Annotated in this window: 24 protein-coding genes; 18 read left to right on the top strand and 6 right to left on the bottom strand. The window is 59.9% G+C overall.

The annotated features are described in order from the left end of the window. Window position 1: 1 nt before the first annotated feature. Both EDC38_RS04555 and mfd read right to left on the bottom strand, forming a co-directional pair. A complete protein-coding gene (locus EDC38_RS04555) occupies window positions 2-934 on the bottom strand; it encodes a CsiV family protein (protein WP_123637495.1) in 933 nt (310 codons plus the stop codon). Next, window positions 931-4,392: a transcription-repair coupling factor gene (gene mfd / locus EDC38_RS04550; RefSeq protein WP_123637494.1), complete on the bottom strand. Its 3,462-nt coding sequence runs from the start codon at window positions 4,390-4,392 to the stop codon at window positions 931-933. The genes EDC38_RS04555 and mfd overlap by 4 nt, the downstream gene beginning before the upstream one ends. 468 nt (window positions 4,393-4,860) lie before the next feature. Here mfd and EDC38_RS04545 point away from each other — a divergent pair, with 468 nt between their 5' ends. From EDC38_RS04545 to sthA, 9 genes are all read left to right on the top strand, one after another. Beyond that, entirely contained in the window at window positions 4,861-6,204 is a 1,344-nt protein-coding gene (locus EDC38_RS04545; RefSeq protein WP_123637493.1) for a Na(+)-translocating NADH-quinone reductase subunit A, read from the top strand. Between the two features lie 3 nt (window positions 6,205-6,207). Continuing rightward, entirely contained in the window at window positions 6,208-7,410 is a 1,203-nt protein-coding gene (locus EDC38_RS04540) for an NADH:ubiquinone reductase (Na(+)-transporting) subunit B (RefSeq protein WP_123637492.1), read from the top strand. Then, on the top strand, window positions 7,403-8,182 hold the full coding sequence (locus tag EDC38_RS04535) for a Na(+)-translocating NADH-quinone reductase subunit C (protein ID WP_123637491.1): 780 nt from the start codon (window positions 7,403-7,405) through the stop codon (window positions 8,180-8,182). The genes EDC38_RS04540 and EDC38_RS04535 overlap by 8 nt, the downstream gene beginning before the upstream one ends. Window positions 8,183-8,185: 3 nt before the next feature. Beyond that, entirely contained in the window at window positions 8,186-8,845 is a 660-nt protein-coding gene (locus EDC38_RS04530; protein ID WP_123637490.1) for an NADH:ubiquinone reductase (Na(+)-transporting) subunit D, read from the top strand. A gap of 2 nt (window positions 8,846-8,847) precedes the next feature. Continuing rightward, window positions 8,848-9,456 carry an NADH:ubiquinone reductase (Na(+)-transporting) subunit E gene (nqrE, locus tag EDC38_RS04525; RefSeq protein WP_123637489.1) on the top strand — a complete coding sequence of 203 codons (609 nt, stop codon included), beginning with the start codon at window positions 8,848-8,850 and terminating at the stop codon, window positions 9,454-9,456. A gap of 17 nt (window positions 9,457-9,473) precedes the next feature. Continuing rightward, the gene (nqrF, locus tag EDC38_RS04520) at window positions 9,474-10,697 is read left to right on the top strand and encodes an NADH:ubiquinone reductase (Na(+)-transporting) subunit F (protein WP_123637488.1); all 1,224 of its coding nucleotides are present in this window, start codon (window positions 9,474-9,476) and stop codon (window positions 10,695-10,697) included. A gap of 67 nt (window positions 10,698-10,764) precedes the next feature. Next, a complete protein-coding gene (locus EDC38_RS04515) occupies window positions 10,765-11,751 on the top strand; it encodes an FAD:protein FMN transferase (protein ID WP_246004332.1) in 987 nt (328 codons plus the stop codon). A gap of 53 nt (window positions 11,752-11,804) precedes the next feature. After that, a complete protein-coding gene (gene nqrM / locus EDC38_RS04510; protein ID WP_123637486.1) occupies window positions 11,805-12,101 on the top strand; it encodes a (Na+)-NQR maturation NqrM in 297 nt (98 codons plus the stop codon). A 5-nt stretch (window positions 12,102-12,106) separates the two neighbouring features. Next, the gene (sthA, locus tag EDC38_RS04505) at window positions 12,107-13,504 is read left to right on the top strand and encodes a Si-specific NAD(P)(+) transhydrogenase (protein ID WP_024460321.1); all 1,398 of its coding nucleotides are present in this window, start codon (window positions 12,107-12,109) and stop codon (window positions 13,502-13,504) included. Here sthA and EDC38_RS04500 read toward each other — a convergent pair. Both EDC38_RS04500 and EDC38_RS04495 read right to left on the bottom strand, forming a co-directional pair. Continuing rightward, entirely contained in the window at window positions 13,491-13,823 is a 333-nt protein-coding gene (locus EDC38_RS04500) for a hypothetical protein (protein ID WP_123637485.1), read from the bottom strand. The genes sthA and EDC38_RS04500 overlap by 14 nt on opposite strands. Continuing rightward, on the bottom strand, window positions 13,820-14,434 hold the full coding sequence (locus EDC38_RS04495) for a PilZ domain-containing protein (RefSeq protein WP_123637484.1): 615 nt from the start codon (window positions 14,432-14,434) through the stop codon (window positions 13,820-13,822). Before EDC38_RS04495 ends, EDC38_RS04500 begins: the two co-directional genes overlap by 4 nt. 163 nt (window positions 14,435-14,597) lie before the next feature. Between EDC38_RS04495 and EDC38_RS04490 the strand changes: the two genes are divergently transcribed. The 3 genes from EDC38_RS04490 to EDC38_RS04480 are packed head-to-tail and all read left to right on the top strand — an operon-like array spanning window position 14,598 to window position 17,734. After that, entirely contained in the window at window positions 14,598-15,836 is a 1,239-nt protein-coding gene (locus EDC38_RS04490) for a lipoprotein-releasing ABC transporter permease subunit (protein ID WP_123637483.1), read from the top strand. Continuing rightward, entirely contained in the window at window positions 15,829-16,512 is a 684-nt protein-coding gene (gene lolD / locus EDC38_RS04485) for a lipoprotein-releasing ABC transporter ATP-binding protein LolD (protein WP_123637482.1), read from the top strand. Before EDC38_RS04490 ends, lolD begins: the two co-directional genes overlap by 8 nt. Next, complete coding sequence (locus tag EDC38_RS04480; protein WP_123637481.1) at window positions 16,505-17,734, top strand: lipoprotein-releasing ABC transporter permease subunit; 1,230 nt, start codon at window positions 16,505-16,507, stop codon at window positions 17,732-17,734. Before lolD ends, EDC38_RS04480 begins: the two co-directional genes overlap by 8 nt. Window positions 17,735-17,740: 6 nt before the next feature. Here the strand turns inward: EDC38_RS04480 and EDC38_RS04475 are convergent, their stop codons facing one another. Together EDC38_RS04475 and EDC38_RS04470 are read right to left on the bottom strand one after the other, a co-directional pair. Then, window positions 17,741-18,280 (bottom strand): DUF2062 domain-containing protein, encoded by a 540-nt coding sequence (locus EDC38_RS04475; RefSeq protein ID WP_123637480.1) that lies wholly within the window; start codon window positions 18,278-18,280, stop codon window positions 17,741-17,743. Between the two features lie 85 nt (window positions 18,281-18,365). Then, window positions 18,366-20,540: a coiled-coil domain-containing protein gene (locus EDC38_RS04470; RefSeq protein WP_123637479.1), complete on the bottom strand. Its 2,175-nt coding sequence runs from the start codon at window positions 20,538-20,540 to the stop codon at window positions 18,366-18,368. Window positions 20,541-20,706: 166 nt separating this feature from the next. Between EDC38_RS04470 and EDC38_RS04465 the strand changes: the two genes are divergently transcribed. From EDC38_RS04465 to EDC38_RS04440, 6 genes are all read left to right on the top strand, one after another. Beyond that, entirely contained in the window at window positions 20,707-23,100 is a 2,394-nt protein-coding gene (locus tag EDC38_RS04465; protein ID WP_170162851.1) for a DNA internalization-related competence protein ComEC/Rec2, read from the top strand. Between the two features lie 131 nt (window positions 23,101-23,231). Beyond that, window positions 23,232-23,858 (top strand): MotA/TolQ/ExbB proton channel family protein, encoded by a 627-nt coding sequence (locus EDC38_RS04460; protein WP_024460312.1) that lies wholly within the window; start codon window positions 23,232-23,234, stop codon window positions 23,856-23,858. Window positions 23,859-23,877: 19 nt separating this feature from the next. Continuing rightward, the gene (locus tag EDC38_RS04455; RefSeq protein WP_123637477.1) at window positions 23,878-24,303 is read left to right on the top strand and encodes an ExbD/TolR family protein; all 426 of its coding nucleotides are present in this window, start codon (window positions 23,878-23,880) and stop codon (window positions 24,301-24,303) included. Window positions 24,304-24,319: 16 nt separating this feature from the next. Next, on the top strand, window positions 24,320-25,351 hold the full coding sequence (lpxK, locus tag EDC38_RS04450) for a tetraacyldisaccharide 4'-kinase (RefSeq protein ID WP_123637476.1): 1,032 nt from the start codon (window positions 24,320-24,322) through the stop codon (window positions 25,349-25,351). After that, window positions 25,348-26,106, top strand: coding sequence for a 3-deoxy-manno-octulosonate cytidylyltransferase (gene kdsB, locus EDC38_RS04445; protein WP_123637475.1), 759 nt, complete (start codon window positions 25,348-25,350; stop codon window positions 26,104-26,106). Before lpxK ends, kdsB begins: the two co-directional genes overlap by 4 nt. 391 nt (window positions 26,107-26,497) lie before the next feature. Continuing rightward, complete coding sequence (locus EDC38_RS04440) at window positions 26,498-26,971, top strand: low molecular weight protein-tyrosine-phosphatase (protein WP_123637474.1); 474 nt, start codon at window positions 26,498-26,500, stop codon at window positions 26,969-26,971. Window positions 26,972-26,987: the final 16 nt, after the last annotated feature.

The following is a 26,987-nucleotide window of genomic DNA, read 5'->3' as shown; positions in this document are numbered from 1 at the left end:
CTTACTCTTCTTCGCTTCCGGTCTCTTCCTCGTCGGGACGTTCGTAAGGGATGACGCGAATCAGTAGCCCGACGATAGGGTGGTCCAGGTAGTGCAACTCTTCGCTGCGCATTCGCCGCTGCTGGTTCAGAGTCACGATCCGGCGGGGAAGGTAGTCCTCTCCCAGAAAGTCCGGCAGGGTTGAGGTGGTGTTCAGGCTCGTGTCCCAGGCGCTACCGGTGGGGCTTTGCCATTCGTCGCCCCACAGTGGCGCGGCCTCACGGCCGTCGGCGGTGGGGGCAGTGTCCGGCTGCGGTGCGTCGGGGCGCCGGGGCAGTTCCGGCCAGGCGCCGGGGGGCTGGCCGTAATTGGGTTCGAACTCGGTGAACCACAGGCGGGTGTGCAGGTGCAGGTAGCGTGACACGCTCAGGGTGATGCTGCCCTCGAGCTCGGTGTGGTTATCAAAGGTATCGCCTCCCCGAATCAGCAGCGAGGGGCTCTCTTCCAGCTCGGTGACCGGCTGGCGCCAGGCCTCGTGAAACAGGACCCGATACTGACCGGAGCGGTTCATGGCGTTCGCGAACCGGTCCATGGAGCGCAGGTCCTCGGGCAGGGGTAGAAAAGCGTCCCGGGCCGGGTCGGCGGGGGCCGGTTCCCGCAGGGCCGCCAGGCCGTTGTCCCAGGAGGGGCGCGGGGCGGAGGCGTCATCGGCGTCCGCCGGTTCGGCCTCCGGGTCCTGCAGTGTCACCCAGTTGAATGGGTAGCGCAGCTGGATGTTGCGTGGCCACTGTTCGATGCCGTCTGCACCGCCGATCCGCTCGAACACGAGCATTTCCACCTGGTACCAGTCGGCCGAGTCCTCGGCCAGGGTTGGCACCATGGCGCAGGTGGCGGCCAGGCCGAGCAGGGCGGCCAGAGCGAGGGAGGTGCGGGAGGTGCGCAAAGCGTGGGTCATGAGCGGTTTCCGGGCGTCAGTTTATCCAGCAGTTCTGAAACAGCGTTCAGTCGTGTTTCGCCATTTTCCATATTTCGAACGAATTTTAAATGATTCGCCCCTGCCAATTGGTAGGTTTGTGGGTCACTTTGCACCAATTGCACAATGGTCAGGGGATCGACCTCGGTTTGCTCGGAAAATTCCAGCCGACCGGCCCGGTCACCGGCTTCGAGTTTGGCGATGCCGAGCTTTTCTGCACGCAGTTTCAGGGCGGTCACCGCAAACAGATTCTTGGTCGCCTCGGGTAGCAGCCCGAACCGGTCGATCATTTCCACTTGAAGCTCGCGCAGCGCCTCATCGGATTCCGCGTTGGCCAGTCGCTTGTACAGCACCAGGCGGGTGTGGACATCCGGCAGATAGTCCGCGGGAATCAGGGCCGGGATGCGCAGGTTCACATCGATGCCGGAGTCCAGAGGCTGTTCGATATCCGGCGTCTTGCCGGCCCGGATGGCCTTGATGGCCCGGTCCAGCATATCCATGTAGAGCGAGAAGCCCACGGTCTGGATCTGGCCGCTCTGTTCCTCCCCGAGCAGTTCCCCGGCGCCGCGAATTTCCATGTCGTGGGTGGCCAAGGTAAAGCCGGCGCCCAGGTCGTGGGCCGCCGCAATGGCGTCCAGGCGTTTGAGTGCGTCGGCGGTCATGGCGCGGCGTTCGGGGGTCAGCAGATAGGCGTAGGCCTGATGGTGCGAGCGGCCGACCCGGCCCCGCAGTTGGTGCAACTGGGCCAGGCCAAATTTGTCGGCCCGGTGAATGATGATGGTGTTGGCGCTCGGGACGTCGATGCCGGTCTCGATAATGGTGGTGCACACCATCACATTGAACCGCTTGTGGTAAAAGTCCGACATGACCCGTTCCAGATCGCGCTCGCGCATCTGGCCGTGGCCGATGCCCACCCGGGCTTCCGGGATCATTTCCCCCAACTCCCGGGCGATCCGTTCGATATTTTTGACTTCGTTGTACAGGTAATACACCTGCCCGCCGCGCAGGATTTCCCGCAGAATCGCCTCCTTGATGGTGGCGTCGTCCTGGGTGCGGACAAAGGTTTTGACTGACAGTCGTCGCGCCGGTGGGGTGGCAATGATGGACAGATCCCTAATACCGGACATTGACAGGTTGAGCGTCCGGGGGATCGGGGTGGCGGTCAGGGTGAGAATATCGATCTCGGCCCGCAATGCCTTGAGTTTCTCCTTCTGGCGCACACCGAACCGATGCTCCTCATCGATGATGAGCAGCCCCAGATTCTTGTAGCGGAGGTCTCCCTGCAGCAGCTTGTGAGTCCCCACAACGATATCCACTTTGCCCGCCTCCACGCGCTTGAGCACCTCGTTGACCTCTTTGGTGGTGCGAAAGCGTGACAGGACTTCAATGGTGATGGGCCAGTCGGCGAAACGGTCTTTCAGGGATTCAAAGTGTTGCTGGGCGAGCAGGGTTGTTGGGGCCAGAAGGGCGACCTGTTTGCCGCTGTAGCTGGCGATAAAGGCCGCCCGCATGGCCACTTCGGTTTTGCCAAAGCCCACGTCGCCGCACACCAGCCGGTCCATGGGTTGCGGGGAGAGCATGTCCTGCACCACCGCTTCGATGGCCCGCTGCTGGTCCGGCGTCTCCTCAAACGGGAAAGCGGCGGCAAAGCTCTCATAGGCGGCCTTGGGGTCGTCAAAGGCAAAGCCTTTGCGGGCGGCGCGGCGGGCATAAATATCCAGTAGCTCGGCGGCCGCATCCCGCACCTGTTCGGCGGCTTTGCGTTTGGCTTTCTGCCACTGTTCGCTGCCCAGGCGATGCAAGGGCGCCAGTTCTTCATCGGCGCCACTGAACCGGCTGATCAGGTGCAGGTTGGTGACCGGCACGTACAGCTTGGCGCCCTCGGCGTACTCCAGGGTCAGGAATTCCGTCGACTGGCTGTCCACCTCCAGGGTTTCCAGGCCGCGGTAGCGGCCCACCCCGTGGTCGATGTGCACCACCGGGGCACCGGGTTTGAGCTCGGTCAGGTTTTTGACGATCAGATCGCTGTTGTCCTGTGCCTGACGACGTCGGCGCTGCTGACGGACCCGGTCGCCAAACAGCTGGGATTCCGCAATGACCACCACATTGGGGTCCTGCAGCCGCAGGCCCTGATCCAGGGGCGCCACGGAGAGGGCCAGGCGCGCGTCGTCCTGCGCAAAGGCGTCCCAGTTGTCGACGATGGTCGGGTGCACACGGATACGGCCCAGCAGTTCCAGCAGCGTTTCACGTCGGCCGGCGGAGTCGGCGCAGAACAGTACCCGACCGTCGAATTCCATCAGAAACGCTTCCACCGCTGCCAGGGGTGTGTCTGACTGATGGTTGACCGGCAGGGTCGGGGGCGCCTGGGTGGCAAAGTTGAACCGGCCGGCGCCCGGCTCGACGGGCGCGGTCTGCACGAAGGTGCGGGCCAGGGGTTTGATCAGGCCGAACAGCTCGTCCACACCGAGATAGATGTCCCGCGGCGGCATGATGGGGCGCTGAGGGTCGACCTTGCGGCTCTCATAGCGGTTCTGCAGTTCGTTCCAGAAGCGCTCGGCGGCCGCTTCCAGCTCCCCCAGGGCAAAAATCCGGGTGTTCTCCGGCAGGTACTCGAACAGGTGGCTCGACTGCTCGAAAAACAGTGGCAGGTAGTACTCAATCCCGGGTGGGGCAATGCCACTGCAGACGTCCTGGTAGACCGGGCAGGCGCGATGATCGACATCAAAACGGGCGTGCCAGTGATCCCGGAAGCGATTGATGCCGTTTTTATCCAGAGGGAATTCTCGTGCCGGGAGCAGTTCGATACGGTTTACCTGCTCGACGGTCATCTGGGTTTCGGGGTCGAAACGACGCAGGGTTTCCACCTCGTCGTCGAACAGATCGATCCGGTAGGGGTAATCGCTGCCCATGGGGAACAGGTCGATCAGGGCGCCGCGCACCGCAAACTCGCCGTGCTCGTACACCGTGTCGACGCAGTGGTAGCCGGCTTTTTCCAGTCGGCTGCGCAGTGCGTCCAGGTCCAGGCGCTCGCCCGGCTCCAGGAGCAGGCTGTTGCTCAGCAGGTAGCTCTGCGGCATCAGCCTCTGCAGGATACTGGTGACCGGCACCACCAATATGCCCTGGCGGGTGCCGGGCAGTCGGTAGAGGGTGCGAAGGCGCTCGGAAATGATGTCCTGGTGCGGGGAAATCGTGTCGTAGGGCAGGGTTTCCCAGTCCGCCAGGTGCAGTACCGGCAGTTGGTCGCCCGCAAAGTAGCGCAGCTCGCTCTCCAGGCGCTGAGCGGTGCTGGTATCCGGTGCGATGACCAGGCTCAGGCCCTCGTGGGACCGGGCGGCATTTGCCAGGGCGAGGGCCTGAGCGGCACCGTGGAGTTGTCCCCAGGTCTGACGATCGCCGGGGCGGACGGTGGTTGGCGGGTTCAGCGGGTTCTGTTCACTCATGATTTGACGGCTGCGGAAAAAAGCCGCCATTGTACCCGACCTGATGAGATTGTGTTTGGCTGCTGCGATGATGGCGCCATCCACCCTGTGAGTACCATCCGGTGACTGCAAAAAACCCGCCAGCGGACTGGCCTTTCGGCGCTGTGATCTTTATAATTGCGGCGATTTTTCCAAGGGTGTGGGCAGAAAATGTGCCCGAATCGACTCCGCAATGGGTGTTGAGGCGGAGAAATCTCATAGCTGAGGTGCTTTTTGAGGGATGGCGGGGTTTGACCTGCTCAGGCACCTGGAACTTGCGCTTCTAACAACTATATATCCGCACACATTTGAATATCGCAACCCAGTTACTGTCGGGCCGCTGGGGTTGAGTGTGCGAAGTGCAATCCGTTAGCCCGGCATACGACACCGATCGGTTGGGGATGTTCCCCTTCAGGTCAGTTTATCCAACGAGTGATTAGGCAGAGACGTATGATAAAGATCCGTCGGGGATTGGATTTACCTATATCCGGTGTGCCCGAGCAGGCCATCAGCGAGGGTCCAAAAATCCGCTCTGTGGCTGTCATCGGTTTCGATTACCACGGTATGAAACCGACCATGGCGGTCCAGGTGGGGGACAAGGTCAAGCTCGGTCAGTTACTGTTTACCGATAAAAAGACGGAAGGCGTGCGCTATACCGCACCCGCCTCCGGTACCGTGGCGGCCATCAATCGTGGCGAACGCCGGGTGCTGCAGTCCGTTGTGATCGATGTCGAAGGCGACGACGCCGAGACCTTCGAGGCCTATAAGGGCACGGACCCGGCGCAGGTGTCTGACGAGGACGCCCGCGCCCTGTTGAACGAATCTGGCCTGTGGACCGCGCTGCGGACCCGCCCGTTCAGCAAGGTCCCGGCTCTGGACAGCAAGCCCAATTCCATCTTTGTGACTGCCATGGACACCAATCCGCTGGCGGCCAACCCGGAGGTGATCGTTGCCGAGCAGGCCGAGGCGTTCAAGCAGGGCCTGGTTGTGCTCAGTCGGATGACCGAGGGCAAGGTGTTTGTCTGTAAGGCCGCTGGCGCCGATATTCCCGCTGCCTCGGGCGAGCGTTTTGTCACTGAAGAGTTTGGTGGCGTACACCCGGCCGGCAATGCGGGCACCCACATCCACCACCTCGACCCGGTCAGCGACAAAAAGCTGGTCTGGACCGTCAACTATCAGGACGTGATCGCCATTGGTACGCTGTTTACCACGGGCAAGCTGGATAACCGTCGTGTGGTGGCTCTGGGTGGTCCGCAGGTCGAGAAGCCCCGTCTGCTGCGTACCCGTCTGGGTGCCAACCTCGAAGAACTGACCGCTGGCGAGCTCAAGCCTGCCGAGAACCGCCTGATTTCCGGTTCGGTCTTTGGTGGTCGTAACGGTCGTGGCCCGCTGGCCTACCTGGGACGCTACCACCAGCAGGTGTCCGTGTTGGAAGAGGGCAACGATCGCCCGATGCTTCACTACCTGCGCGCCGGTTTCAATGCCTTTTCCGTCATGGGCATTTACATCTCCAAGCTGTTCAAAGGCAAGCAGTTCAACTTCACCACCACCACCGGTGGTAGTGAGCGTGCCATGGTGCCGGTGGGTGCCTACGAGCGCGTGATGCCGCTCGATATTCTGCCGACGCAGCTGCTGCGCTCCCTGATTGTCGGGGATACCGAGACCGCCCAGCAATTGGGTTGTCTGGAGCTGGACGAGGAAGATTTGGCCCTGTGCACCTTCGTGTGCCCGGGCAAATACGAATACGGCCCGATCCTGCGCGACAATCTCACCACTATTGAGAAGGAGGGCTAAGGTATGAAAGCTCTGCGCAACTATCTCGACAAGATCGAGCCGAACTTCCACAAGGGCGGCAAGCTGGAAAAGTGGTACTCCCTGTACGAAGCGGTGGACACCATTTTCTATCGCCCCGCCAGTGTGACCAAAACCACCGCTCATGTGCGCGACGGCATCGACCTCAAGCGCATCATGATCACCGTGTGGCTGTGCACCTTCCCGGCCATGTTCTACGGCATGTACAACATGGGCTTTCAGGCCAATACCATCATGGCGGATATGGGTATCGCCTCGGTGGAAGGTTGGCGGGGTGCCTTTATTGAAATGATGGGCGGCTATGACGCCAGCAGCATCTGGGCCTCTTTCTGGCACGGTGCGGCCTATTTTATCCCGATCTACTTCGTGGTGTTCGTGGTTGGCGGCTTCTGGGAAGTCCTGTTTGCCACTGTACGCGGTCACGAAGTGAACGAAGGTTTCTTTGTTACGTCGGTTCTGTTCTCCCTGATCTGCCCACCGGATCTGCCCCTGTGGCAAGCGGCCCTGGGTATCAGCTTCGGTGTTGTGGTCGGTAAGGAAGTGTTCGGCGGTACCGGCAAGAACTTCCTGAACCCCGCACTGACCGGTCGTGCGTTCCTGTACTTTGCCTACCCGGCGTCCATGTCCGGCGACAGTGTCTGGACCGTGGTCGATGGTTACTCCGGTGCTACTGCTCTGTCGGTCGCCTTCCAGCAGGGTATGGACGGCGTATACCAGCAGATGAGCTGGATGGACGCGTTCATTGGCAACATCCACGGCTCCATTGGTGAAGTGTCCACACTGGCCATTCTGATCGGTGGCGGCATTCTGTTGATCATGGGTATTGCCTCCTGGCGGATTGTGGCCGGTGTGATGCTGGGTATGATCGCCACCACGCTACTGTTCAACGCGATTGGCTCCGATACCAACCCGATGTTTGCCATGCCCTGGTACTGGCACCTGGTCGTGGGCGGTTTTGCATTCGGCATGATGTTCATGGCCACGGATCCGGTATCCGCCTCCATGACTCACGCCGGTCGCTGGTGGTTTGGCGCTCTGATTGGCCTCATGTGTGTGTTGATCCGCGTCGTCAACCCGGCCTTCCCGGAGGGGATGATGTTGGCGATTCTGTTTGCCAACCTGTTCGCCCCCCTGATTGACCACTTTGTTGTACAGGCGAATATCAAGCGGAGGTTGGCACGTGGCTAATAACGATACGATCAAAAAGACCATCACAGTGACTCTGGCACTGTGTATCGTCTGCTCCGTCGTGGTGTCGACAGCCGCCGTGCTGTTGCGCCCCATGCAGCAGATGAACCAGGAGCTGGATTTCAAAAGCAATATCATTGCTGCGGCCGGTCTCAGCGGGGAAGAGGGCAGCGTCGAAGAGATTTTCGAATCACGGATCAAAACCCGTGTGGTGGATCTCGAATCTGGCCAGTTCACCGATGAAGTGGACCCGGACAGCTACGATCAGTGGAAAGCGGCCAAAGATCCGAGCCGCTCCATGGACCTAAGCGGTGATGAAGACATCGCGGGCATTTCCCGTCGTGAACGCTACGCCGAGGTTTTCCTGGTGGAGAACGAGCAGGGCGAGCTGCAGACGCTGGTATTGCCGGTTCGCGGGTACGGACTCTGGTCCACCCTCTATGGCTTTATGGCAATCGAAGCCGACGGTAATACCGTTGCCGGTCTTACTTTCTACGAACACGCCGAAACCCCCGGTCTCGGCGGTGAGGTGGATAACCCGAGCTGGAAGGCCCAGTGGGACGGTAAAAAAGTCTACGGCGACGATGGCGAGGTCCAACTGTCGGTCATCAAAGGCAGTGTCGACTCCTCCGACCCCAATGCCCAGTACAAGGTGGATGGCCTCTCGGGCGCTACCCTGACCAGCAAGGGCGTGGATAACCTGGTGGAGTTCTGGCTGGGTGATATGGGCTTCAAGCCGTTTTTGAAGAACTTGCGCGAAGGGGAGGCCTAAGCCATGAAGAAGCTCAAGCAACTTCTGATTGAACCGATTTTTGACAATAACCCGATTGCGCTGCAGATTCTGGGTATCTGTTCGGCTCTGGCTGTTACCAACAGTTTGAGCGTGACGGTGGTGATGTGTATCGCCCTGACCGCGGTAACCGCATTTGCCAACCTGTTTGTCTCCATGGTGCGCAATCACATTCCGGGCAGTATCCGGATCATCGTGCAGATGACCATCATCGCCTCATTGGTGATTCTGGTGGATCAGGTGCTGAAGGCGGTGGCGTATGACATCAGCAAGCAGCTGTCGGTCTTCGTAGGCCTGATCATTACCAACTGTATCGTCATGGGCCGCGCCGAAGCCTTTGCCATGAAGAACCCGCCGCTGCCGAGCTTTATCGACGGCGTGGGTAATGGCCTGGGTTACAGCGTCATCCTGTTGGGTCTGGCCTTCATCCGCGAGCTGTTCGGCTCCGGCAGCCTGTTTGGCGTCACTCTGTTGACCCCGGTGACCGAGGGTGGCTGGTACGTGCCGAACGGTCTGTTGCTGTTGCCGCCGAGCGCGTTCTTCCTGATCGGTTTCTTCATCTGGGCCATCCGCGCCTGGAAGCCGGAGCAGGTTGAGGAAGAAGAGTTCAAGATGGCGCCTAACACCAAGCCGCAGGAGGCCTGATCGTGGAACAGTTACTGAGTATTTTTGTACGGACCGTTTTCATTGAAAACATGGCGTTGGCGTTCTTCCTGGGGATGTGTACCTTCCTGGCAATCTCCAAGAAAATCAGTGCCGCCTTTGGCCTGGGCATTGCGGTCGTGGTCGTGCAGTTGATTACCGTACCGGTGAACAATCTGCTCTACACCTACGTATTGGCTGATGGGGCCCTGGCGTGGGCCGGTCTGCCCAATGTCAACCTGAGCTTCCTCGGTCTGATTACCTACATTGGTGTGATCGCCGCGCTGGTTCAGATTCTGGAAATGGTGCTGGATAAGTTCATGCCCGCGCTGTACAACGCTCTGGGTGTCTTTCTGCCTCTGATTACCGTGAACTGCGCCATTCTGGGTAGTTCGCTGTTCATGGTGGAGCGCGACTACAACTTTGCCGAGAGTGTTGCCTTCGGTGCCGGTTCCGGCGTCGGTTGGGCCCTGGCGATTACCGCTCTGGCGGGTATTCGCGAGAAGATGAAGTACAGCGATGTGCCGGCGGGTCTGCGTGGCCTGGGCATTACCTTCATTACTGTCGGTCTCATGTCCCTGGGCTTTATGTCTTTCGGCGGCATCGACCTGTAACCAGCGAGGTAGGCTAGATGAATTTGGAAATTATATTGGGCGTGGTCATGTTTACCGTCATCGTTGCGGCGTTGGTGGTAATCATCCTGAGCGCCCGCGCCAAACTGGTGAGCAGTGGCGACGTAACGATCGAGATCAATCACGAGAAGAAGATCCAGGTTCCTGCCGGTGGCAAGCTGCTGCAGAGCCTGGCCAATGCGGGCCTGTTCCTGCCGTCGGCCTGCGGCGGTGGCGGCACCTGTGCGCAGTGTAAGTGTGTGGTAGAGCAGGGCGGTGGCGCCATGCTGCCGACCGAGGAAGGTCACTTCACCAAGCGCGAGGCCCGTGATGGGTGGCGTCTGTCCTGCCAGACACCGGTCAAAGAAGACATGGTCATTGAAGTGCCGGAAGACGTGTTTGGTGTGAAGCAGTGGGAGTGCACCGTTGAGGCAAACCCGAACGTGGCGACCTTCATTAAAGAGTTGACACTGAAGCTGCCGGAAGGCGAGAACGTCGATTTCCGTGCCGGTGGTTACGTCCAGCTTGAGTGCCCGGCGCATCATGTGAAGTTCAAGGACTTCGACATTGAAGAGAAATTCCGTGGCGACTGGGAGCGCTTTGGTTTCTTCGATCTGGAATCCAAGGTCGACGAGCCGGTCATGCGCGCCTACTCCATGGCGAACTACCCGGAAGAAGTCGGTATCGTGAAGTTCAATATCCGTATCGCGACACCGCCTCCGGGCTCCAAGGACATTCCGCCGGGCATCATGTCCTCCTATGTGTTCAGCCTGAAACCGGGTGACACCATCACCGTTTACGGGCCCTTTGGTGAGTTCTTTGCCAAGGACACCGACGCGGAAATGGTCTTCATCGGCGGTGGTGCCGGTATGGCGCCCATGCGCTCACACATCTTTGATCAGCTGCGCCGGATCAAAACCGATCGCAAGATCACCTTCTGGTATGGTGCGCGGTCACTGCGCGAAATGTTCTACCACGAAGAGTACGATCAGCTGCAGGAAGAGAACGAGAACTTCGAGTGGCACGTAGCGCTGTCCGATCCCCAGCCGGAAGATAACTGGGAAGGGCCGACCGGATTCATTCACAACGTGTTGTACGACATGTACCTGAAGGATCATCCGGCGCCGGAAGACTGTGAGTACTACATGTGTGGGCCACCGATGATGAACGCTGCCGTCATCAAACTGCTCAAGGACCTGGGCGTAGAAGACGAGAACATCATGCTGGACGACTTCGGCGGTTAATAGAGGACAGGATTTGTTCAAGGTTCTCACAACAATAAAAACGGGGCCGGTACTGCTGGCCTCGTTTTTGTTTTTAGGTTTGCTGCTGGGCGGCTGCGAGCCTCGTGTTGAACACGAGGCGCACCGGTTCTCCGGGCCCACCATGGGCACGACGTTCAACGTCACCCTGGTGGTGACCGACCAGTCTCCGCCGGTGGACGCCGCGAAGATTCAGGCTGGGCTGGAACGGGAGCTGGCGCAGATCAATCAGCAGATGTCGACTTACATCGATGACTCCGAGTTGATGCAGTTCAATCGCTCGAAGGTCGGGCAGTGGCAGTCCCTGTCGGCACCACTGGCTGAGGTGTTGGCCATCAGCCGGCGCATCAGTGAGCGCAGTGAGGGCGCTTTCGACATTACGGTGGGGCCGCTGGTCGACCTGTGGGGCTTTGGCCCTCTGGCTGAGCCCGAACAGGTACCCAGCGATGTGGCGATTGCGGCCGCCCGTTCGGCGATGGGCTATGCCCAGGTGGCGCTCGATGGACAGCGGGCCCGTCGGTTGAGTGATGTGCGACTGGATCTCTCGGCCGTGGCCAAGGGCTATGGCGTGGATCATCTGGCCGATTGGCTCGAGGCACAGGGTTACGAGCACTATCTGGTCGAAATCGGAGGCGAGGTCCGGCTCAGCGGTGACAGTCCCCGGGGCGATGCCTGGCGTATTGGCGTAGAGCAGCCCAGTCTGGTGCAGGGTGATGGCCGCAAGGCGCTGGCGTTGACGGATATTGCGATGGCCACTTCGGGGGACTATCGCAATTACTACGAGCGCGACGGTGTGCGCTACTCACACACCATCGATCCGCGCACCGGACGGCCGATCGCCCATCGCCTGGCCTCCGTTACGGTGCTGGCCCCAACCTCTGCGGAGGCCGATGCCTGGGCGACGGCACTGAATGTGCTGGGGCCGGAAGCGGGTATGGCGCTGGCGGAGCGGGAAAAACTCCCCGTGTATATGATTGTCAAAACCGATGACGGTTTTACTGATGACTATTCCAGTGCATTCGCACCCTGGCGCTGAGCGTCAGCAGTGAACGTGCACAACGAAAGCCCCAAGGGCAGGTGAGGTAACACATGGGTATGGTTCTGGTTTCCCTGTTGGTCATGCTTCTGGTGGTGGTAGGGATGTCCGTCGGCGTTCTGTTCGGCCGCCAGCCTCTCAAAGGTTCCTGTGGCGGTGTCGGCGCCGCCCTGGGCGAGAAAGACTACGTCTGTGATCTGTGTGGTAACGACGAAGAAAAATGCAAAACCATCAACGAACGCCAGCAGGCGGGTCTGCCCGTCGACGATTTGGCGTACGATGCCAGCCAGGGGGCGGCATCAGAGGGTAAAGAGAGAGCAACGTCCTCCAAAACCCAATCAGGAGATTAATCCTAGTGGCTGATCACACCTACGATGTGCTGGTAATCGGGTCCGGACCAGCGGGTGAAAGCGCTGCCATGTCGGCGGCAAAATCCAATCTGCGAGTTGCCGTAATTGAAAGTCGGGCCCATGTGGGCGGCAACTGTGCGCACAAAGGTACTATTCCGTCCAAATCCCTTCGTCATGCGGTCAAGCAACTGATTCGCTACAACAGTGTCAGTCTGTTCCGGGAGATGGGGGATACTCGCTGGCTGTCCTACCCCAGGGTGTTGGCGGCGGCCTCCAAGGTGATTCCCAAGCAGGTCGAGCTGCACACGGAGTTTTATATCCGCAACCGGGTGACCCTGCACACCGGGATGGCCTCTTTCGTGGATGCCAATACCGTTAATGTCGACTCGGGTGATGGTGCCCAGGAAACGATTACCGCCGAGTCGATCATCATCGCCACCGGCTCGCGCCCGTATCGGCCGGCGGATGTGGATTTCAGTCATCCACGAGTCTACGACAGCGATACCATTCTGGAAATGCAGCACACCCCCCGCCATATGATCATCTATGGAGCGGGCGTTATCGGCTGTGAGTATGCGTCCATCTTTTCCGGTCTCGGGGTGAAAGTGGATCTGATCAACAATCGCGATCGGCTGCTTTCATTTCTGGATGACGAGATTTCCGACGCGCTCAGCTACCACTTGCGCGACAGCGATGTGACCGTACGTCACAGCGAAGAATACGAATCCATTGAGGCCGATGATCACAGCGTGACGCTGCGTCTGAAGTCTGGCAAGCGACTCAAGGCCGATGCGATTCTCTGGTGTAATGGGCGCAGTGGTAATACCGATAAGCTGAATCTGGAGGCGACCGGGCTGGACGTGGATTACCGGGGCAATCTCAAGGTGTCCCAGGATTATCGAACCTCGGTGGACAACATTTTTGCGGTCGGCGATGTGATCGGCTGGCCGAGTCTCGCCAGTGCGTCGTTTGATCAGGGACGGGCGGTCGCGTCGGTGATCACCGGAGAGCCCTGCAAGCCGGTCACCAATGTGCCCACCGGTATTTATACCCTGCCGGAAATCAGCTCCATCGGGCAGACGGAAACCGAATTGACCGCGGCGAGAGTACCCTATGAAGTGGGCCGGGCGCTGTTCAAAAACACCGCGCGGGGACAGATCAGTGGCGAAGACGTGGGGATGTTGAAAATATTGTTCCACGTTGACAGCCTGGAAATACTGGGCGTCCACTGCTTCGGGGCAGAGGCCGCCGAGATTGTTCACATCGGTCAGGCCATCATGAGTCAGAGTGGGGCGGGAAACACCATACAGTTTTTCCTCGACACCACCTTCAATTATCCCACCATGGCAGAAGCCTATCGCCTGGCGGCGTTGGACGGCATCAACCGCATCAACCGCCGTTAGCGGGTGCCGCCCCCGCCCGGGGGCGGTGCTTCAATACCGTGCGCAGCACTTTGTCGTGCTCAAAATAGACTACGTAGTCTTCGTAAACCCAACTGGAGATCGGTGGGTCGCCGACCGCTACACGGCGTTCCTGCGGCGCACCAAAACGCGACTCGACGCGCTCCTGGGTCATGCCATTGGTCGGCACGTCGCCCGCGTTTTCGGCCCCTCCCTGCTGGCCTACCGGAATCTCCACCCGGTCGGCGATCGAGGCGGATGATAATCCCAGCCCCAGGGTCAGACCCAGGGCGAGTAGGGTGTAGGATCGAAACGTCGTCATGAAGAAGCTCCTTTGGAGTAGAGGTTGCCCTTTTCGTCGGGATCGATATCCTGCAGGCGGCGTTTCTCCGCCATCTGGGCGCGCATGATCTGTTGGCTGAGAAGGTGTTGTTGAGGGTCTGTCAGCGTTTCGAATTCTGCCGCAATTTCGTAGCCGCCGGTGCGAAGTGGTTCACAGCGTGCGACTCGGGCGTAGATGGCCAACCCGACGTAGGTGGGCAGGAATGTCAGGTTCAGGGCTACTGCCTGGCCAATCTTCAGCGCTTCCCGGTTGCTGAAGGCCAGTCCGCCTTCGCTGATGTTGACGCGTCGCTGATCCGTTGGATGGGTCCCGTGCAGCCGGGGTTCGCTGATCAGCTGCTGGGCGAGCAGGTCAATTTTCCGATTGAGCAGGTAGAGGTAATCGGCAATCTGCCGATCGCGGTCCTTGATCTGATAGAACAGTTGGCTCGATTCGCTGTCAATTTTCTTCAGCTCCGCGTAAGTCTTGAGCGCCGCCGCGCCGGGAAACAGGTTCTCGGCTGGCGTGTGCTGGAGCGTGTCTTCGTCGACGGCCAGGTATTCCAGGTCCAGGTAGTCGTCGATGCGAAAATAGAGTCGTCGTTCAGGCATAACAGTCCCGCAACAGGCTTTTGTCATTGTAATAGGGTATAGCATACCGCGTTGCCGGTGTGCCCCGCCACTATGACGTTCTGTGGCGTCACTGACGCTGCGCGGCCCGGCAAATCCGCCTGCCGGACTTGTGGCGTTCAGGTCAATAGGGTTAAATGCGCTCATGCCAATCAACGTCCCGCTACATATCGGTCTGCGCTACACGCGCGCCAAGCGCCGCAACCAGTTTATCTCTTTCATCAGCGCCTTTTCCCTGCTGGGCATGGCGCTGGGTGTGATGGCGCTCATCGTCGTTCTGTCAGTGATGAACGGCTTCGATCGCGAGATGAAATCGCGGATTCTCAGTGTGGTGCCCCACGGCTTCATCGATGGCACGCCGGAGTTGGCGGATTGGCGCGCAGTGGCAGACCACGTCAGACAGCACCCGGAGGTGCGCGGCGTTGCACCCTATATCGAAGGTTTCGGGCTGGTCAATTACGGCCGTGGTTCGGAAGGCGTCCAGATTCAGGGCATTGCGCCGGAATACCAGTCTGATGTCTCGGTGGTGGAGTCGCGCATGTTACTTGGCTCCACTATGGAGCTGCAGCCCGGTGAGTTCCGGGTGGTCATGGGGCGTCTGCTCGCCCGTCAACTCGGTCTGGCGCTGGGGGATTCGGTCACGATTACCCTGCCGGATATTCGGGTCACTCCGGCCGGTGTTTACCCCCGTGTGCGCCGGTTCACTCTGGTCGGCGTCTTTGAAGTGGGGGCGCAGATGGATCAACGGCTCGCCCTGATCCATCTGGACGATGCCCGACGACTGTTCCGCTATGAGGGAGTGCAGGGCGTTCAGGTGCAGGTGGAGGATATTTACCGCGCCGGTCTGGTGATGCGGGAGCTGGCCTCCGAACTGCCCGGAGAGCTGCGGGTGCGCGACTGGAGTCAGACCCAGGGAAGCCTGTTCCAGGCCGTCAAAATGGAGAAAATCGTCATCGCCGTTTTGCTCGGTATCATCATTGCGGTGGCCGCCTTCAATATTGTCTCCAGCCTGATTCTGATGGTGGCCGACAAGCGCAGCGATATCGCCGTCCTGCGTACCCTGGGGATGACGGCCCGACAGATCATGGCGGTGTTTGTGGTGCAGGGCTCAACGGTCGGTTTTGTCGGTACGCTGGTCGGCGCACTGCTCGGTTGTGTGCTGGCACTGTATATCGGTCCCATTGTGGCGACTCTGGAAGGCCTGTTGGACGTTCGGGTATTCGATCCCTCCGTTTATTTCATCAGTCATTTACCGTCACAGTTGTTGTGGCAGGACGTTCTGAGCATCTGTACGGTGTCCCTTTTCCTCAGCTTCCTGGCCACGCTCTATCCCGCCTGGCGGGCGGCGAAAATCGAACCAGCAGAGGCTTTGCGCTATGAGTGATTCAACCGCAGTATTGCGCTGCCACAACGTCCATAAAACCTACGCTCAGGGCCCGCAGACGGTGTCGGTGCTCAACGCGGTGAATCTGGCCGTGGCTCCGGGTGAGCGTCTGGCGATTGTCGGCGCCTCCGGCTCCGGTAAATCGACCCTGCTGAACATTCTGGGTGGATTGGATCTGGCCAATGAGGGCGATGTGGAAGTGGCGGGGCAGTCGCTGCGCACACTCAGTGCCGACCAACGGGGTCGCCTGCGCAACCGCAAACTCGGCTTTGTGTATCAGTTCCACCATCTGCTGCCGGAGTTCAGCGCCCTGGAGAATGTCGCCATGCCGCTGTTGATCGGCCGGTCCTCCCGAGCTGAAGCTCACCAGAGAGCCCGCGCCATGTTGGGGCGGGTCGGGCTTAGTGAGCGGGCCAGTCACAAACCCTCGGAACTGTCTGGCGGTGAGCGTCAGCGGGTGGCGATTGCCCGGGCGCTGGTGACCTCGCCCGCCTGCGTTCTGATGGACGAGCCCACCGGTAATCTCGATAGCCATACGGCGGAATCCATTCAGGCGCTGATGACAGAGCTGAACCGGGACAGCGGTACCAGTTTTGTCGTGGTGACTCACGACCTGAGCCTGGCGGCGCGGATGGATCGGACTCTGACGCTGGAAGATGGAGCCCTGCATGGGTAGCACTGGCTATATTGGGCTGATTGGACGTCGCTATGCGCTGTCACGGCGGCATAGTCACCTGGTCTCGTTCATCTCCTCGGTCTCCATTGTCGGCCTGGTGATCGGGGTGGCGCTGCTGATTACCGTGCTGGCGATCATGAACGGCTTTGACCGGGAGCTGCGCGATCGCATTCTCGGCATCATGCCTCACGCCGCGTTGTATCACCGGGACGGAGTGGCCGATTACCGGGATCTGGCCGCGCGGGTGAATGCCCATCCCGGCGTGACCTCGGCGACGCCTTTTGTTCAGTTGGAAGGGCTGCTTTCCCACAAGCGTGAGGTGGCACCCGTGGGCCTGGTGGGGGTACCGCCGGAGCAGCGGGATTCCCTGGCGGTGCTCTCTGACTATCTCCCCGAGGGGATATGGAACCGCCTCGCGGACAACCCCCGGGGCGTGCTGCTGGGGGCCGGGCTGGCCCGGTCCCTGTCGGTCAAGGTTGATGACAAGTTGATTCTGGTGGTGCCGGCGGGGGAGGGCGCGCCCCGGGTTCAGGCCCTGGCCGTCCTGGCGGTGTTCGACACCGGTACCGAGCTGGATAATAACCTGGCCCTCACCGCCCTGGAGACCGCCTCCGGACTGACCGGGCACCCCGGGGCTGCCAGTGGCATACGGTTCCAGGTACACGATCTGTTTTCCGCGCCGCAAGTGGCCCGGGATCTGGTGTACGATCTGCCCGGTGGCTACTACAGCTCGGATTGGACCCGCACTCACGGTAACCTCTACCAGGCGATTCACATGTCGAAACAGCTGGTGGGTCTGCTCCTGTTCCTGATTATCGCCATCGCCGCCTTCAATCTGGTCTCGACCCTCATCATGGTGGTCGTGGACAAGCAGGGGGATATCGCCATTCTGAGAACGCTTGGGGCGTCCAGCGCGGAAATTCTCGGTATCTTCATGATTCAGGGGGGGATGATTGGCGTCGTCGGAACCGGTATCGGTACCGCACTTGGCGTGACGCTGTCTTATTGGGTGACGGACTGGGTTCAATGGCTTGAGGGGCTGTTGGGCGTTCAGTTTTTGCAGTCTGACGTCTACCCCATCAGTTACCTTCCCTCGGATCTGCACTGGCCCGATGTGGCCCAGGTGGCCGGGACGGCTCTGGTGCTCAGCCTGGTGGCCAGTCTTTACCCTGCGTGGCGGGCAACACGCGTGCAACCGGCCGAAGCGTTGCGCTTCGAGTAAGTGGGCTCAGCGGTCGGGTTTCGGCGGTGATGAGCGGCGTCTCAATTTGCGTCGCTGCCAGCTTTTGACCACAGTCCAGCGCCAGAACAGTTGCATCACCACATAGCCCATTACGCCGAAAACCAACCCCGAGAGCAACGAGCCCACCAACAGCGGTTTCCAGATCAGGCTGAACTCATGCATCAGCCAGTGCCAGCTCAGCTCGAGGGAGACCTGAACCGGAGGCAGCTCGAGCAGCCAGCGGCCCAACTGGTAGGTTGAAAAGAAAATCGCGGGCATGGTCAGGGGATTGCTGATCCACACCAGGGCCACCGAGATAGGCAGGTTGCAGTGCAGCAGCAGCGCCAGCAGCGCCGCGATGGGCATCTGGCCTGGCAGTGGAATGAACGCGACGAAAATACCGACAAAAAATGCGACCGAAACGGAGTGGCGGTTCAGGTGAAACAGGTTGGGATCGTGCAGCAGGTCCCCGAGAAAATGCAGGGCGGGGTTGCTCTTGATGGCGTGTGCGCTGGGGATAAAGCGCCGTAGTAGCTTGCGTGCCATACTCGATCACATAACGGCCAAAATAAAGGGGCTATTATGCCTGTCCTCGGGTGAAAAAACGATGATAAACCCGTGAAACGACGCTTTATTTCGCAATCTTGGGCAGCTCGTCGAGGTGGCTCAACAACCAGGTACAACCCTCATCAATACTGTCGTCCTGGGTCATGAGACTGCGGATCCGGTGCTGACACTCGCTCAGGGCATTGTCGATCACCGCCCGGGTGGCCTCGCTGGCCTCGAGAACGGAACAGGCCTTCTGCATCTGCTCAACCAGGGCGTCGACCAGGCGCTGCGTCTCTTCGACCTGGTAGGCGTAACGGATTTCCATATTGACCAGCGTGTTGTGAGCCCCATCGGACCAGTCCTGCAAGTACCGGCGCTGGTGCTGACCGGCCTGTTCTATCTCCAGGCTGTCTACCCGGGCGCCGGTAATGTCCATCAGGGCCTGCAGAAGCTGTTCGGTTTTCTGCAATTCCAGCTCGTCGGCATGAGGGTCCTTGAGCAGCAGGTGCATATGATCGCTCGCGAACATGATGCCCTCGTTCAGGTACGCCACATTCTGACTGATGGTGGTGCGACGGATCATGGCCCGCTCGCGCTCGCTGAACTGTTTCGCCGGATAGTACTCCGCGTGCCCGAGCTTCGACTGAAGGTAAAATCCGGCAGTCAGTTGACCCCTTTTCAGGGCGTTGATCACGCACCGGGCCAGCTCTTCAATGGACTGGACTCGCACGCTCGCCTGGGCAAACTGGCTCAGGATTGAATCCCGTTCGCTGTTCAGCAATACGTCTTCAAGCCGATTGGCCATGGCGCTGAGCTCGGACTGCAACTGTTCAAGTGACACTTCCTCATCCGTGGGGCCGGAGCTCTGGGTTTGGCGCTGTTCGCGCTCTTTGAGCTGTGTATAAAGAAGATCGACCTCGCTTTCCAGTGCCAGAATGCAGTGCTCACACTCCTTGACCAGTCGTTCCAGCTTGAACAGTTTTTCCGTTTGCTGCGCCCGCTCGTTATCGTCTTCGGTGTGGGGGATGGTGTCTCGCAGGCGACGCATCTCATCTTCCAGGTCGACGATCAGGTTGCGTTGGCGAGTGTTGTTATGGCGCAGCTGTTGGATCTCCGCCAGAGAGTAGGGCGACTGACCGCCACTGCCAGACGCCACATTCAGCGCCTGACTGCTGTCCGCCATGTTGGTGTGGATCACCCGGAGGGTTTCCTCGATCTGTTCCATGGACTCGGCGCGTTGCTGAGTCTGCTGCCATGGACTGCTTTGGTACCGGTCGGCATCATTGGTGGAGGTTAGTAACTCGGTCTCGGCGTTCGAGCGCTGCTGCTTCAGTTCCCGAATGTGCTGTTCAGAGCGGAACAGTTCCGCCTCCAGGCGCTTGAGGGTCTGCTCCATATGATCGCTTCGGTTATCGGGAAACTCGGCGTTGTATGAGCGCAACTCTCGAGCCAACTCACTGTTCAGGCGTTGGTTGTCGGCCGAGAAGTGTTCGATATTGGTCAGACGGCGTTCAGGTGGTGCCACCAGGGGGCGTGCATCGGAATCCATGATGTCGCGCAGCTGGCGGCGCAGGCTTTCGGCATCGGCATCCCCCGAAAGGCCCAAGGCTTCATTGATTTTCTGAAGCTTTTCAATGGTAAGGCGGTTTTCCTCCTGCAGTTGTTCCAACTCCTCCCGTTTGAGCCGGTTCAGTTCCAGTTTGCGTTGCAGATCCCGCGCCTGTTTTTCAAAACCTTTCAGTTTTTCGACCCGCTGTTGGAGTAACTTGACCTGATTGTTGCGCTGACGTCCCGGTTTGCTTTCCTGTCGGTCTACCACCCAGCGAGCGATATCATAAAGCTGCTTCTCCAGAAGGACCCAGGCATCGCCGGAGGCTTTTTCCTTGCGGTAGGCACGCTCCTCGGCTTCGGTGAACAGGAACCGCAGGGCGGCAACTTTGGCGTTAAACGGGTGTTCCGGTGTCAGTCGGGGCAGGTTGGTCTGGGTAATGTTCCGGTACCGATCCCGCGCTTCGTCCTTCACGCGCAAGAAGTATTCAGTCACCGCGTCGCCCGCTGAAGACTCTTCCGGCGGGGCGGCGCGGTTCTGGGCCCGTTCGGTACGTACGGTATTGCGCAGACGCTGGTAGGCAGCCATGATTTTTTTCTGATGGCGACGCTCGCGCAGCAACAGCACACCGAGCAGCGCGCAACCCAGGGAGAGTAAAAAGACCAGCTCTCCAAGAATGATCGTTGTCAGTGTCAACGAATCCAGCATTGTTGTTCCGCGCCCTCTGCAAGCGTCAAATTACTGTCGATACCGCGTTAAAACTGTGGGTTCTGTCACAGTTATAAGAGTCGAGCCCAGTATAGCCTCTATTGAGCTTGGTGGTGTGTCCCGGTTTGCGCATAATCGGGCTTCGCTCTTACGCAAAGGACCTGCGATGACCTCTCAAGGAGCCCCAACCGTTCAAAGCCCAGGCCGTCAGGCGCTGGTAAAGTCGGTGCATCGTCTGCTGAAGCGCCGACGACTGGCTTTCTCCCTCAACGCTGCACTGCTTAGTGCTTCTCTGGGCATCATTCTCGCCTCCCAATCGGCCCGTTTACCGCCACCATTTGCATTGTGGTTGTCAGCGCCTCTGATCGCGTGTCTGTTCTGGCGCGCGCCCCGTTGGCGTCAGTGTGTGGCGTTCGTGCTCCTGGGATTGTTCTGGGGCGTGCTGTTCGGTCACTGGCAGCTTGATCATCGACTGCCCCCCTCCTTCAGTGGTGACGAGATTCGGGTCCAGGGGACCCTGGTCGGGCTGCCGGATCACGATGCCCGCCGCGAGCGTATCCGCCTGCGGGTGGAGCAAGTCGAGTCGGTCGAGGGCGATCCCCTGGCACTGCCCCTCAGGTACATTCTGGTCAGTTGGTACGGCGGGCCGCCTCTACACGCCGGTGAGCGCTGGCAACTGAAGCTGAGGGTCAAGCCGCCCCGGGGGTTCGTCAATCCCGGCGGGTTCGACTACCAGTTATGGTTGATGCGCCAGGGCGTGGATGCCACGGCCTATGTGCGGGAGAGTGCGGATAATCGAAGGTTGAGCGCACCCGCGGCAGGCTCGTTGAGTCACTGGCGGGAGCGGGTTCGTCGCTGGCTCGACCACCATCCGTCCGGGGTGGCTCACCGGGACCTGATGCTGGCGCTGCTGATCGGTGATCGCTCCACCTTGAGTCCCGAGCGCTGGACACGACTGCAGCGCACGGGCACCAATCACCTGTTGGCCATCTCCGGATTACATGTGGGCATGGTGGCGCTGGCGGGACTCTGGCTGGGCGGTATTCTGGGGCGCGGACTCAACGCGCTGTGCCATCGGATACCCGCCTCGGCGGTGGGTCAGGTATTCGCGCTCGGCTTCGCGCTTTTCTACAGCGCCCTGGCCGGATTCAGCATTCCGACCCAGCGCGCCTTAATCATGATCGGCGTGGTGCAATGGGTGCTGCTGCGCCGGGGAAGTCTACCCGCCTCCACCGGCTTGCTGTTGGCCTGGGTGGCGGTTCTGGTCAGGGACCCGCTCGCCCCTTACGATACCGGGTTCTGGCTCAGCTTCAGCGCCGTCGCGGTCCTGATGCTGGCACTTGGCGGGCGGCGCCGCGCGGGTGCTCAGTGGTGGGGGCAAACGGTGGTGCGGTCTCAGTGGGCGGTTTTTCTGGGGCTGATGGTTCCGCTCCTGATACTGGTGCACGGAGTCAGCCTGGTGGCGCCGATTGGCAACCTGCTGGCGATTCCGTTGGTGACCCTGATGGTGGTTCCCTGGTTGCTTGTGGCGTTGCTGCTGGGCGCCCTCTGGCCCTGGGCCAGTGACCTCTCGCTGGTGGTGGCGGACCTGGGCTTGTCCGCACTTCTGGCCTGGTTGGAGTGGCTGGAGGACGCGGCGCCAATGACGCTGTTTCAGGCGGCGCTGTCCTGGCCGGCACTGGCCCTGGCCGGACTGGCCACGCTGCTGATGTTGTTGCCACGAGGGCTGCCCGGACGGTGGCTGGGTTACCCCGGGATAGTGTTGGCGCTGTTGCTCCCGGGGCCACCGGTACCCCCCTTGAGAGTGACGTTTCTGGAAGTGGGGCAGGGCCTGGCGGTGGCGGTACAGACGCCGGATTACCGGCTGGTGTATGATACGGGCCCCACCTACAGTGAGCGGCTGGATGCGGGTTCTGGCGTGATCGTGCCCTATTGGCGGCAGTTGGGTGTCCATCAGTTGGACGCGGTGGTGGTCAGTCATCGTCACGATGATCACTCGGGAGGGCTTTCCAGTGTGCTGAAAAGTCTCCCGACCGAGGCACTCTGGGTGGGCGATGCGACACTGTCCACGTCGAAGCTCGGGCGGGATTGCCATCAGAGGGCTTCGTGGCAGTGGAATCAGGTGAAATTCCGGTTTCTGCACGGCGGCTTCCCGGCGCAGGTGAATGGCAATAATCGCTCCTGCGTTCTCGAGATTGAATACGCGGGGCAGCGGCTCCTGTTGACCGGTGATATCGAACGGGAAGTGGAGTGGCGGTTGGTCGGCCGGGATCAGCTCAACGGCTCCATCGACGTGCTGCAGGTTCCGCACCATGGCGCCATCACGTCCTCGTCGATCGAGTGGGTTGAACAGACCCGCCCGGCCCGCGCGGTGGTCAGCGCCGCTTTTCAGGGGCGGCATGGCCATCCGAATGAGACGGTGGTAGAGCGCTATCGCTCCCGGGGTGCTGAGGTGCTCAATACCGCGAGCCTGGGGGCCATTGTGTTCGAATGGGATGAGCAGGGGCGGCGCACCGAGCGGTATGCCCGGTATGCGCCAAGACGTTGGTGGTATGAATAAGGTGACGGTGGCCGTTGGCGACTGTCGCAAAATGTGACCGGGTGTTTTCCCGCTGGAAATGGTCTGTGCTATCTTGCGCCCCTGATGGTCAGGCGCCTTGGCCAGACAACGATTCAAAAGAGGAAAGTTCAGTGTTTGAGATTATTACCGCGGGTGGCTGGTTGATGGTCCCCATTATTCTCTGTTCCATCCTGGTGATCGCCATTGGTGGAGAGCGTTACTGGACCCTGGATCCCAAAAAAATCGCCCCACGGCATCTGCTCGCACAGGTGTGGAGCTGGATCAAGAACAACCAGTTGGACGCGGGCAAACTCCGCGAGCTCAAACAGTCTTCCCCTCTGGGGCGCATTCTGGCCGCGGGGCTGAGTAACTCCCGCCATGGCCGGGAAGTCATGAAGGACAGTATTCAGGAAGCGGCCAGTCAGGTCATCCACGAGATGGAGCGTTACCTGACCATCCTCAGCACCATTGCCAATATCGCACCGCTGCTCGGTCTGCTCGGCACCGTGATCGGTATGATCAAGGTGTTTACCGCCATCATGCTACAGGGCACTGGCAATGCCGGCGTTCTGGCCGGCGGGATTTCCGAGGCGCTGATCACTACCGCCGCCGGCCTGACCGTGGCCATTCCCGCGATGATTCTGCACCGCTTTTTCCAGCGCCGGGTGGACACCATTGTGGTCACCATGGAAGAAGAAGCGGTAAAACTTGTGGACGCCCTGCACAGCGACCGTCGGGTCGATGTGAAAGCCAACTGATTGACCGAGGAGCAAGCGGGTGCAATTTCGACGTCAATCTAGAGAAAATGACAGCATCAATCTGACACCATTGATCGATGTGGTATTTCTGTTGCTGATTTTCTTTATGGTGTCCACCACCTTTACCAAAGAAACCCATTTGAGCATCGACCTGCCTGAAGCCGAAGGTGAAGCGAGCGAGCAGGACGCCGATGCGCCGCTGGATATTCTGATCACCGCGGAAGGCGATTACTCGATCAATGGTCGCAGCCTGGTAAACAGTAAGCTGGTGACCTTGAAGTCGGCCCTGGAAAAGGCCTCGGAGGGCAACAATCAGTTGCCTCTGACCATTACCGCTGATGCCAAAGCCCCCCACGAAAGCGTGGTCCGGGCCATGGATGCTGCCGGCCAGTTGGGGTTTGTGCACCTGAGTATCACCACCCGGCGCCCCGAGTCCGGGGAGTGATTCGGGGGCGTTTGACATGACGCTGGCCTCGGTCTGGGAAAATGCCTGGTACGGTAAGGCCCGCTGGGTGTATCTGTTCGCTCCTTTGGCCTGGCTGTTCCGGGCTTTGGCGCGCCGGCGTCGAAGCCGTCTCAAAAGTCGGGCGGTCGCCTTTGATGTGCCGGTGGTCGTCGTCGGCAATATCAGTGTGGGGGGCACCGGAAAAACCCCGTTGCTCATTGCCCTGGTCCAGCGTCTGCGCAAGGCAGGTTATCGCCCGGGCGTGGTCAGTCGGGGTTACGGAGGCAAGGCCCCGCGCTATCCGCTCATGGTTTCCGCAGACACCCCGGTCACGCATTGTGGCGATGAACCCCTGGCGATTGCACGGGCCACCCAATGCGCGGTGTGTGTCAGCCCGGATCGGGTGGAAGCGGCCCAAGCGCTGCGCGAGCAGGGCTGCGATATTGTGTTGAGCGATGATGGCCTGCAGCACTACCGCTTGGCCCGGGACCTGGAAATCGCCGTGGTCGATGGCGCGCGCGCGTTTGGCAACGGCTGGTGTCTGCCCGTGGGCCCATTGCGTGAACCGGTCGAACGGCTCAACGAAGTAGATTGGGTGGTGGTCAACGGTTCGGAGGACAAGGTGCGTCAACAGGCCCCGACGCTTCGCACCGTCCAGTACACCATGAAGGTGACCCCGGATGCCTGGCATCGGGTGTCCGATGGTACCCGCGCATCGCTGACCCATTTTGCCCCACAGACATCCGTGCACGCGGTGGCGGGAATCGGCAACCCCGACCGGTTTTTTTCCACGCTGAAAGAACTCGGCCTGGAACCGGTTCACCACCGCTTCGCCGATCATCATCACTACCGCCCGGGCGAGCTCGTTTTCCAGCCGGCCTTTCCGGTTGTGATGACCGCCAAAGATGCGGTCAAATGCCAGCCCTTCGCCCAGCCGGACTGGTGGTATCTGAGTGTCAGTGCGACATTGCCGGAGGCGTTCTGGAGCGAGTTTCTGAACCGTATTGAATCCCTGAAATCCACACCTGAAACGAATTCAATCCCATGAGCTTTTACGTTGTCATCCCCGCGCGCTACGCCTCCTCCCGGTTGCCCGCCAAGCCCCTCAAAGACATCGCCGGCAAGCCGATGATTCGGCACGTTTACGAGCGAGCCCGCGAGAGCGCCGCCACGCAGGTGATCATCGCCACGGATGATGAACGCATCGAACAGGCGGCCCGCGCGTTCGGGGCGACGGTGTGCATGACCTCTGCGGATCATCAGTCGGGAACCGACCGATTGCAGGAGGTGGTCAGTCAGTTGGGGTTGCCGGACGATGCGATTGTGGTCAATGTGCAGGGCGATGAACCTCTGATTCCGCCCGCGGTCATCAATCAGGTGGCGCAGAATCTGGCGGGTGATAGTTCGGCCAGTGTGGCAACCTTGTGTGAGCCGATTGAGTTGGTGGAGGATTTTTGTAATCCGAATATTGTGAAGGTGGTAATGGATGCCCATGGGCGTGCGCTGTATTTCAGTCGGGCGCCGATTCCGTATCCTCGCGATGCGTTTGCGGGTGAGGGTAGGGCGTTACCGGAGGATTTTGTGGCGCGGCGGCATATTGGTATTTATGCGTATCGGGTGGGGTTGTTGCACCGGTTTGTGACTTGGGATCAGGCGCCGTTGGAGCGGTTTGAGTCGTTGGAGCAGTTGCGGGTACTGTGGCAAGGTGAGTCGATTCACGTTGCTGAGGCTTGTCGGCCTGTTCCTGGTGGTGTTGATACTGAGCTTGATTTGGATCGGGTTCGGCGGTTTTTTGGTAACTGAGTTTTTGGTTCTGTGGCGTGGTGAGAGTCCGGCGTCTGAGGGAGAGACACTGTTTGGAGACCCGCCGTGAACCCATCCATGGGGGCTTCTCGTCGACATCCATGTCTCCGAGAGTCTCCAAACAGTGTCTCTCCCTCAGACGCCTCCGTGCCAACGGACAATCTGTGGTGACCATAATCGAGTACGTGATAAGTCGTTGTATCCACATAAGTTTTCGCGTGGCACGGAGCAGAGGCGGCCAATACCTTTTTGGGGGCGTCGGCCGCCAGGGATGGCGCGCCGATGAGCTCACAGGGATGTGCTCGTAGCGTCCCCCAAAAAGGTATTGGCCGCCTCTGCGGACTTTGCACTCACCACTGGAAGTTGCACTAATTCGGACAAAGGTTTAAGCATGAGCGTAAATGTTCTATTTGTGTGTTTGGGGAATATCTGTCGGTCGCCTACCGCCCATGGGATATTTGAGGAGAAAGTCCGGCAGGCGGGATTGGAGAGACGTATCCAGATCGATTCGGCGGGTACGGGTGCCTGGCATATTGGTAAAGGGCCCGATGCGCGTTCCCAGCGTGCGGCACTCAAACGTGGCTACGACCTCAGTCAGCTTCGGGCCCGGCAGGTGAACCCGGCTGACTTTGACGAATACCACTACATCCTCGCCATGGACCACAGCAACCTGCAGGACCTGCAAGCCATGAGACCGGCTCATTACAGTGGGCATCTCGGTTTATTCCTGGAGTTTGGTGACAACGACCACTATCGCGAAGTGCCCGACCCCTACTACGGTGAAGGCGACGGTTTTGAATTGGTGCTCGATCTGGTTGAAAGCGCCTGCGACGGTCTGCTTCAACACATCAAAACTCAGCGGTAATGAGAGACTCGGAACG

This window comes from Marinimicrobium koreense, assembly GCF_003762925.1.
Lineage (GTDB): Bacteria > Pseudomonadota > Gammaproteobacteria > Pseudomonadales > Cellvibrionaceae > Marinimicrobium > Marinimicrobium koreense.
This window is presented reverse-complemented; position numbering and strand designations above follow the sequence as displayed.

Bases quoted from the DNA above. Each gene is read 5' to 3' on its own strand.
- EDC38_RS04490 (WP_123637483.1), top strand. From the start codon at position 14,598: ATGCCAATCAACGTCCCGCTACATATCGGTCTGCGCTACACGCGCGCC.
- lpxK (WP_123637476.1), top strand. From the start codon at position 24,320: ATGACGCTGGCCTCGGTCTGGGAAAATGCCTGGTACGGTAAGGCCCGC.
- EDC38_RS04465 (WP_170162851.1), top strand. From the start codon at position 20,707: ATGACCTCTCAAGGAGCCCCAACCGTTCAAAGCCCAGGCCGTCAGGCG.
- kdsB (WP_123637475.1), top strand. From the start codon at position 25,348: ATGAGCTTTTACGTTGTCATCCCCGCGCGCTACGCCTCCTCCCGGTTG.
- EDC38_RS04440 (WP_123637474.1), top strand. From the start codon at position 26,498: ATGAGCGTAAATGTTCTATTTGTGTGTTTGGGGAATATCTGTCGGTCG.
- EDC38_RS04480 (WP_123637481.1), top strand. From the start codon at position 16,505: ATGGGTAGCACTGGCTATATTGGGCTGATTGGACGTCGCTATGCGCTG.
- nqrM (WP_123637486.1), top strand. From the start codon at position 11,805: ATGGGTATGGTTCTGGTTTCCCTGTTGGTCATGCTTCTGGTGGTGGTA.
- EDC38_RS04530 (WP_123637490.1), top strand. From the start codon at position 8,186: ATGAAGAAGCTCAAGCAACTTCTGATTGAACCGATTTTTGACAATAAC.
- EDC38_RS04555 (WP_123637495.1), bottom strand. From the start codon at position 934: ATGACCCACGCTTTGCGCACCTCCCGCACCTCCCTCGCTCTGGCCGCC.
- mfd (WP_123637494.1), bottom strand. From the start codon at position 4,392: ATGAGTGAACAGAACCCGCTGAACCCGCCAACCACCGTCCGCCCCGGC.
- EDC38_RS04540 (WP_123637492.1), top strand. From the start codon at position 6,208: ATGAAAGCTCTGCGCAACTATCTCGACAAGATCGAGCCGAACTTCCAC.
- lolD (WP_123637482.1), top strand. From the start codon at position 15,829: ATGAGTGATTCAACCGCAGTATTGCGCTGCCACAACGTCCATAAAACC.
- EDC38_RS04545 (WP_123637493.1), top strand. From the start codon at position 4,861: ATGATAAAGATCCGTCGGGGATTGGATTTACCTATATCCGGTGTGCCC.
- EDC38_RS04495 (WP_123637484.1), bottom strand. From the start codon at position 14,434: ATGCCTGAACGACGACTCTATTTTCGCATCGACGACTACCTGGACCTG.
- EDC38_RS04500 (WP_123637485.1), bottom strand. From the start codon at position 13,823: ATGACGACGTTTCGATCCTACACCCTACTCGCCCTGGGTCTGACCCTG.
- EDC38_RS04470 (WP_123637479.1), bottom strand. From the start codon at position 20,540: ATGCTGGATTCGTTGACACTGACAACGATCATTCTTGGAGAGCTGGTC.
- nqrF (WP_123637488.1), top strand. From the start codon at position 9,474: ATGAATTTGGAAATTATATTGGGCGTGGTCATGTTTACCGTCATCGTT.
- EDC38_RS04475 (WP_123637480.1), bottom strand. From the start codon at position 18,280: ATGGCACGCAAGCTACTACGGCGCTTTATCCCCAGCGCACACGCCATC.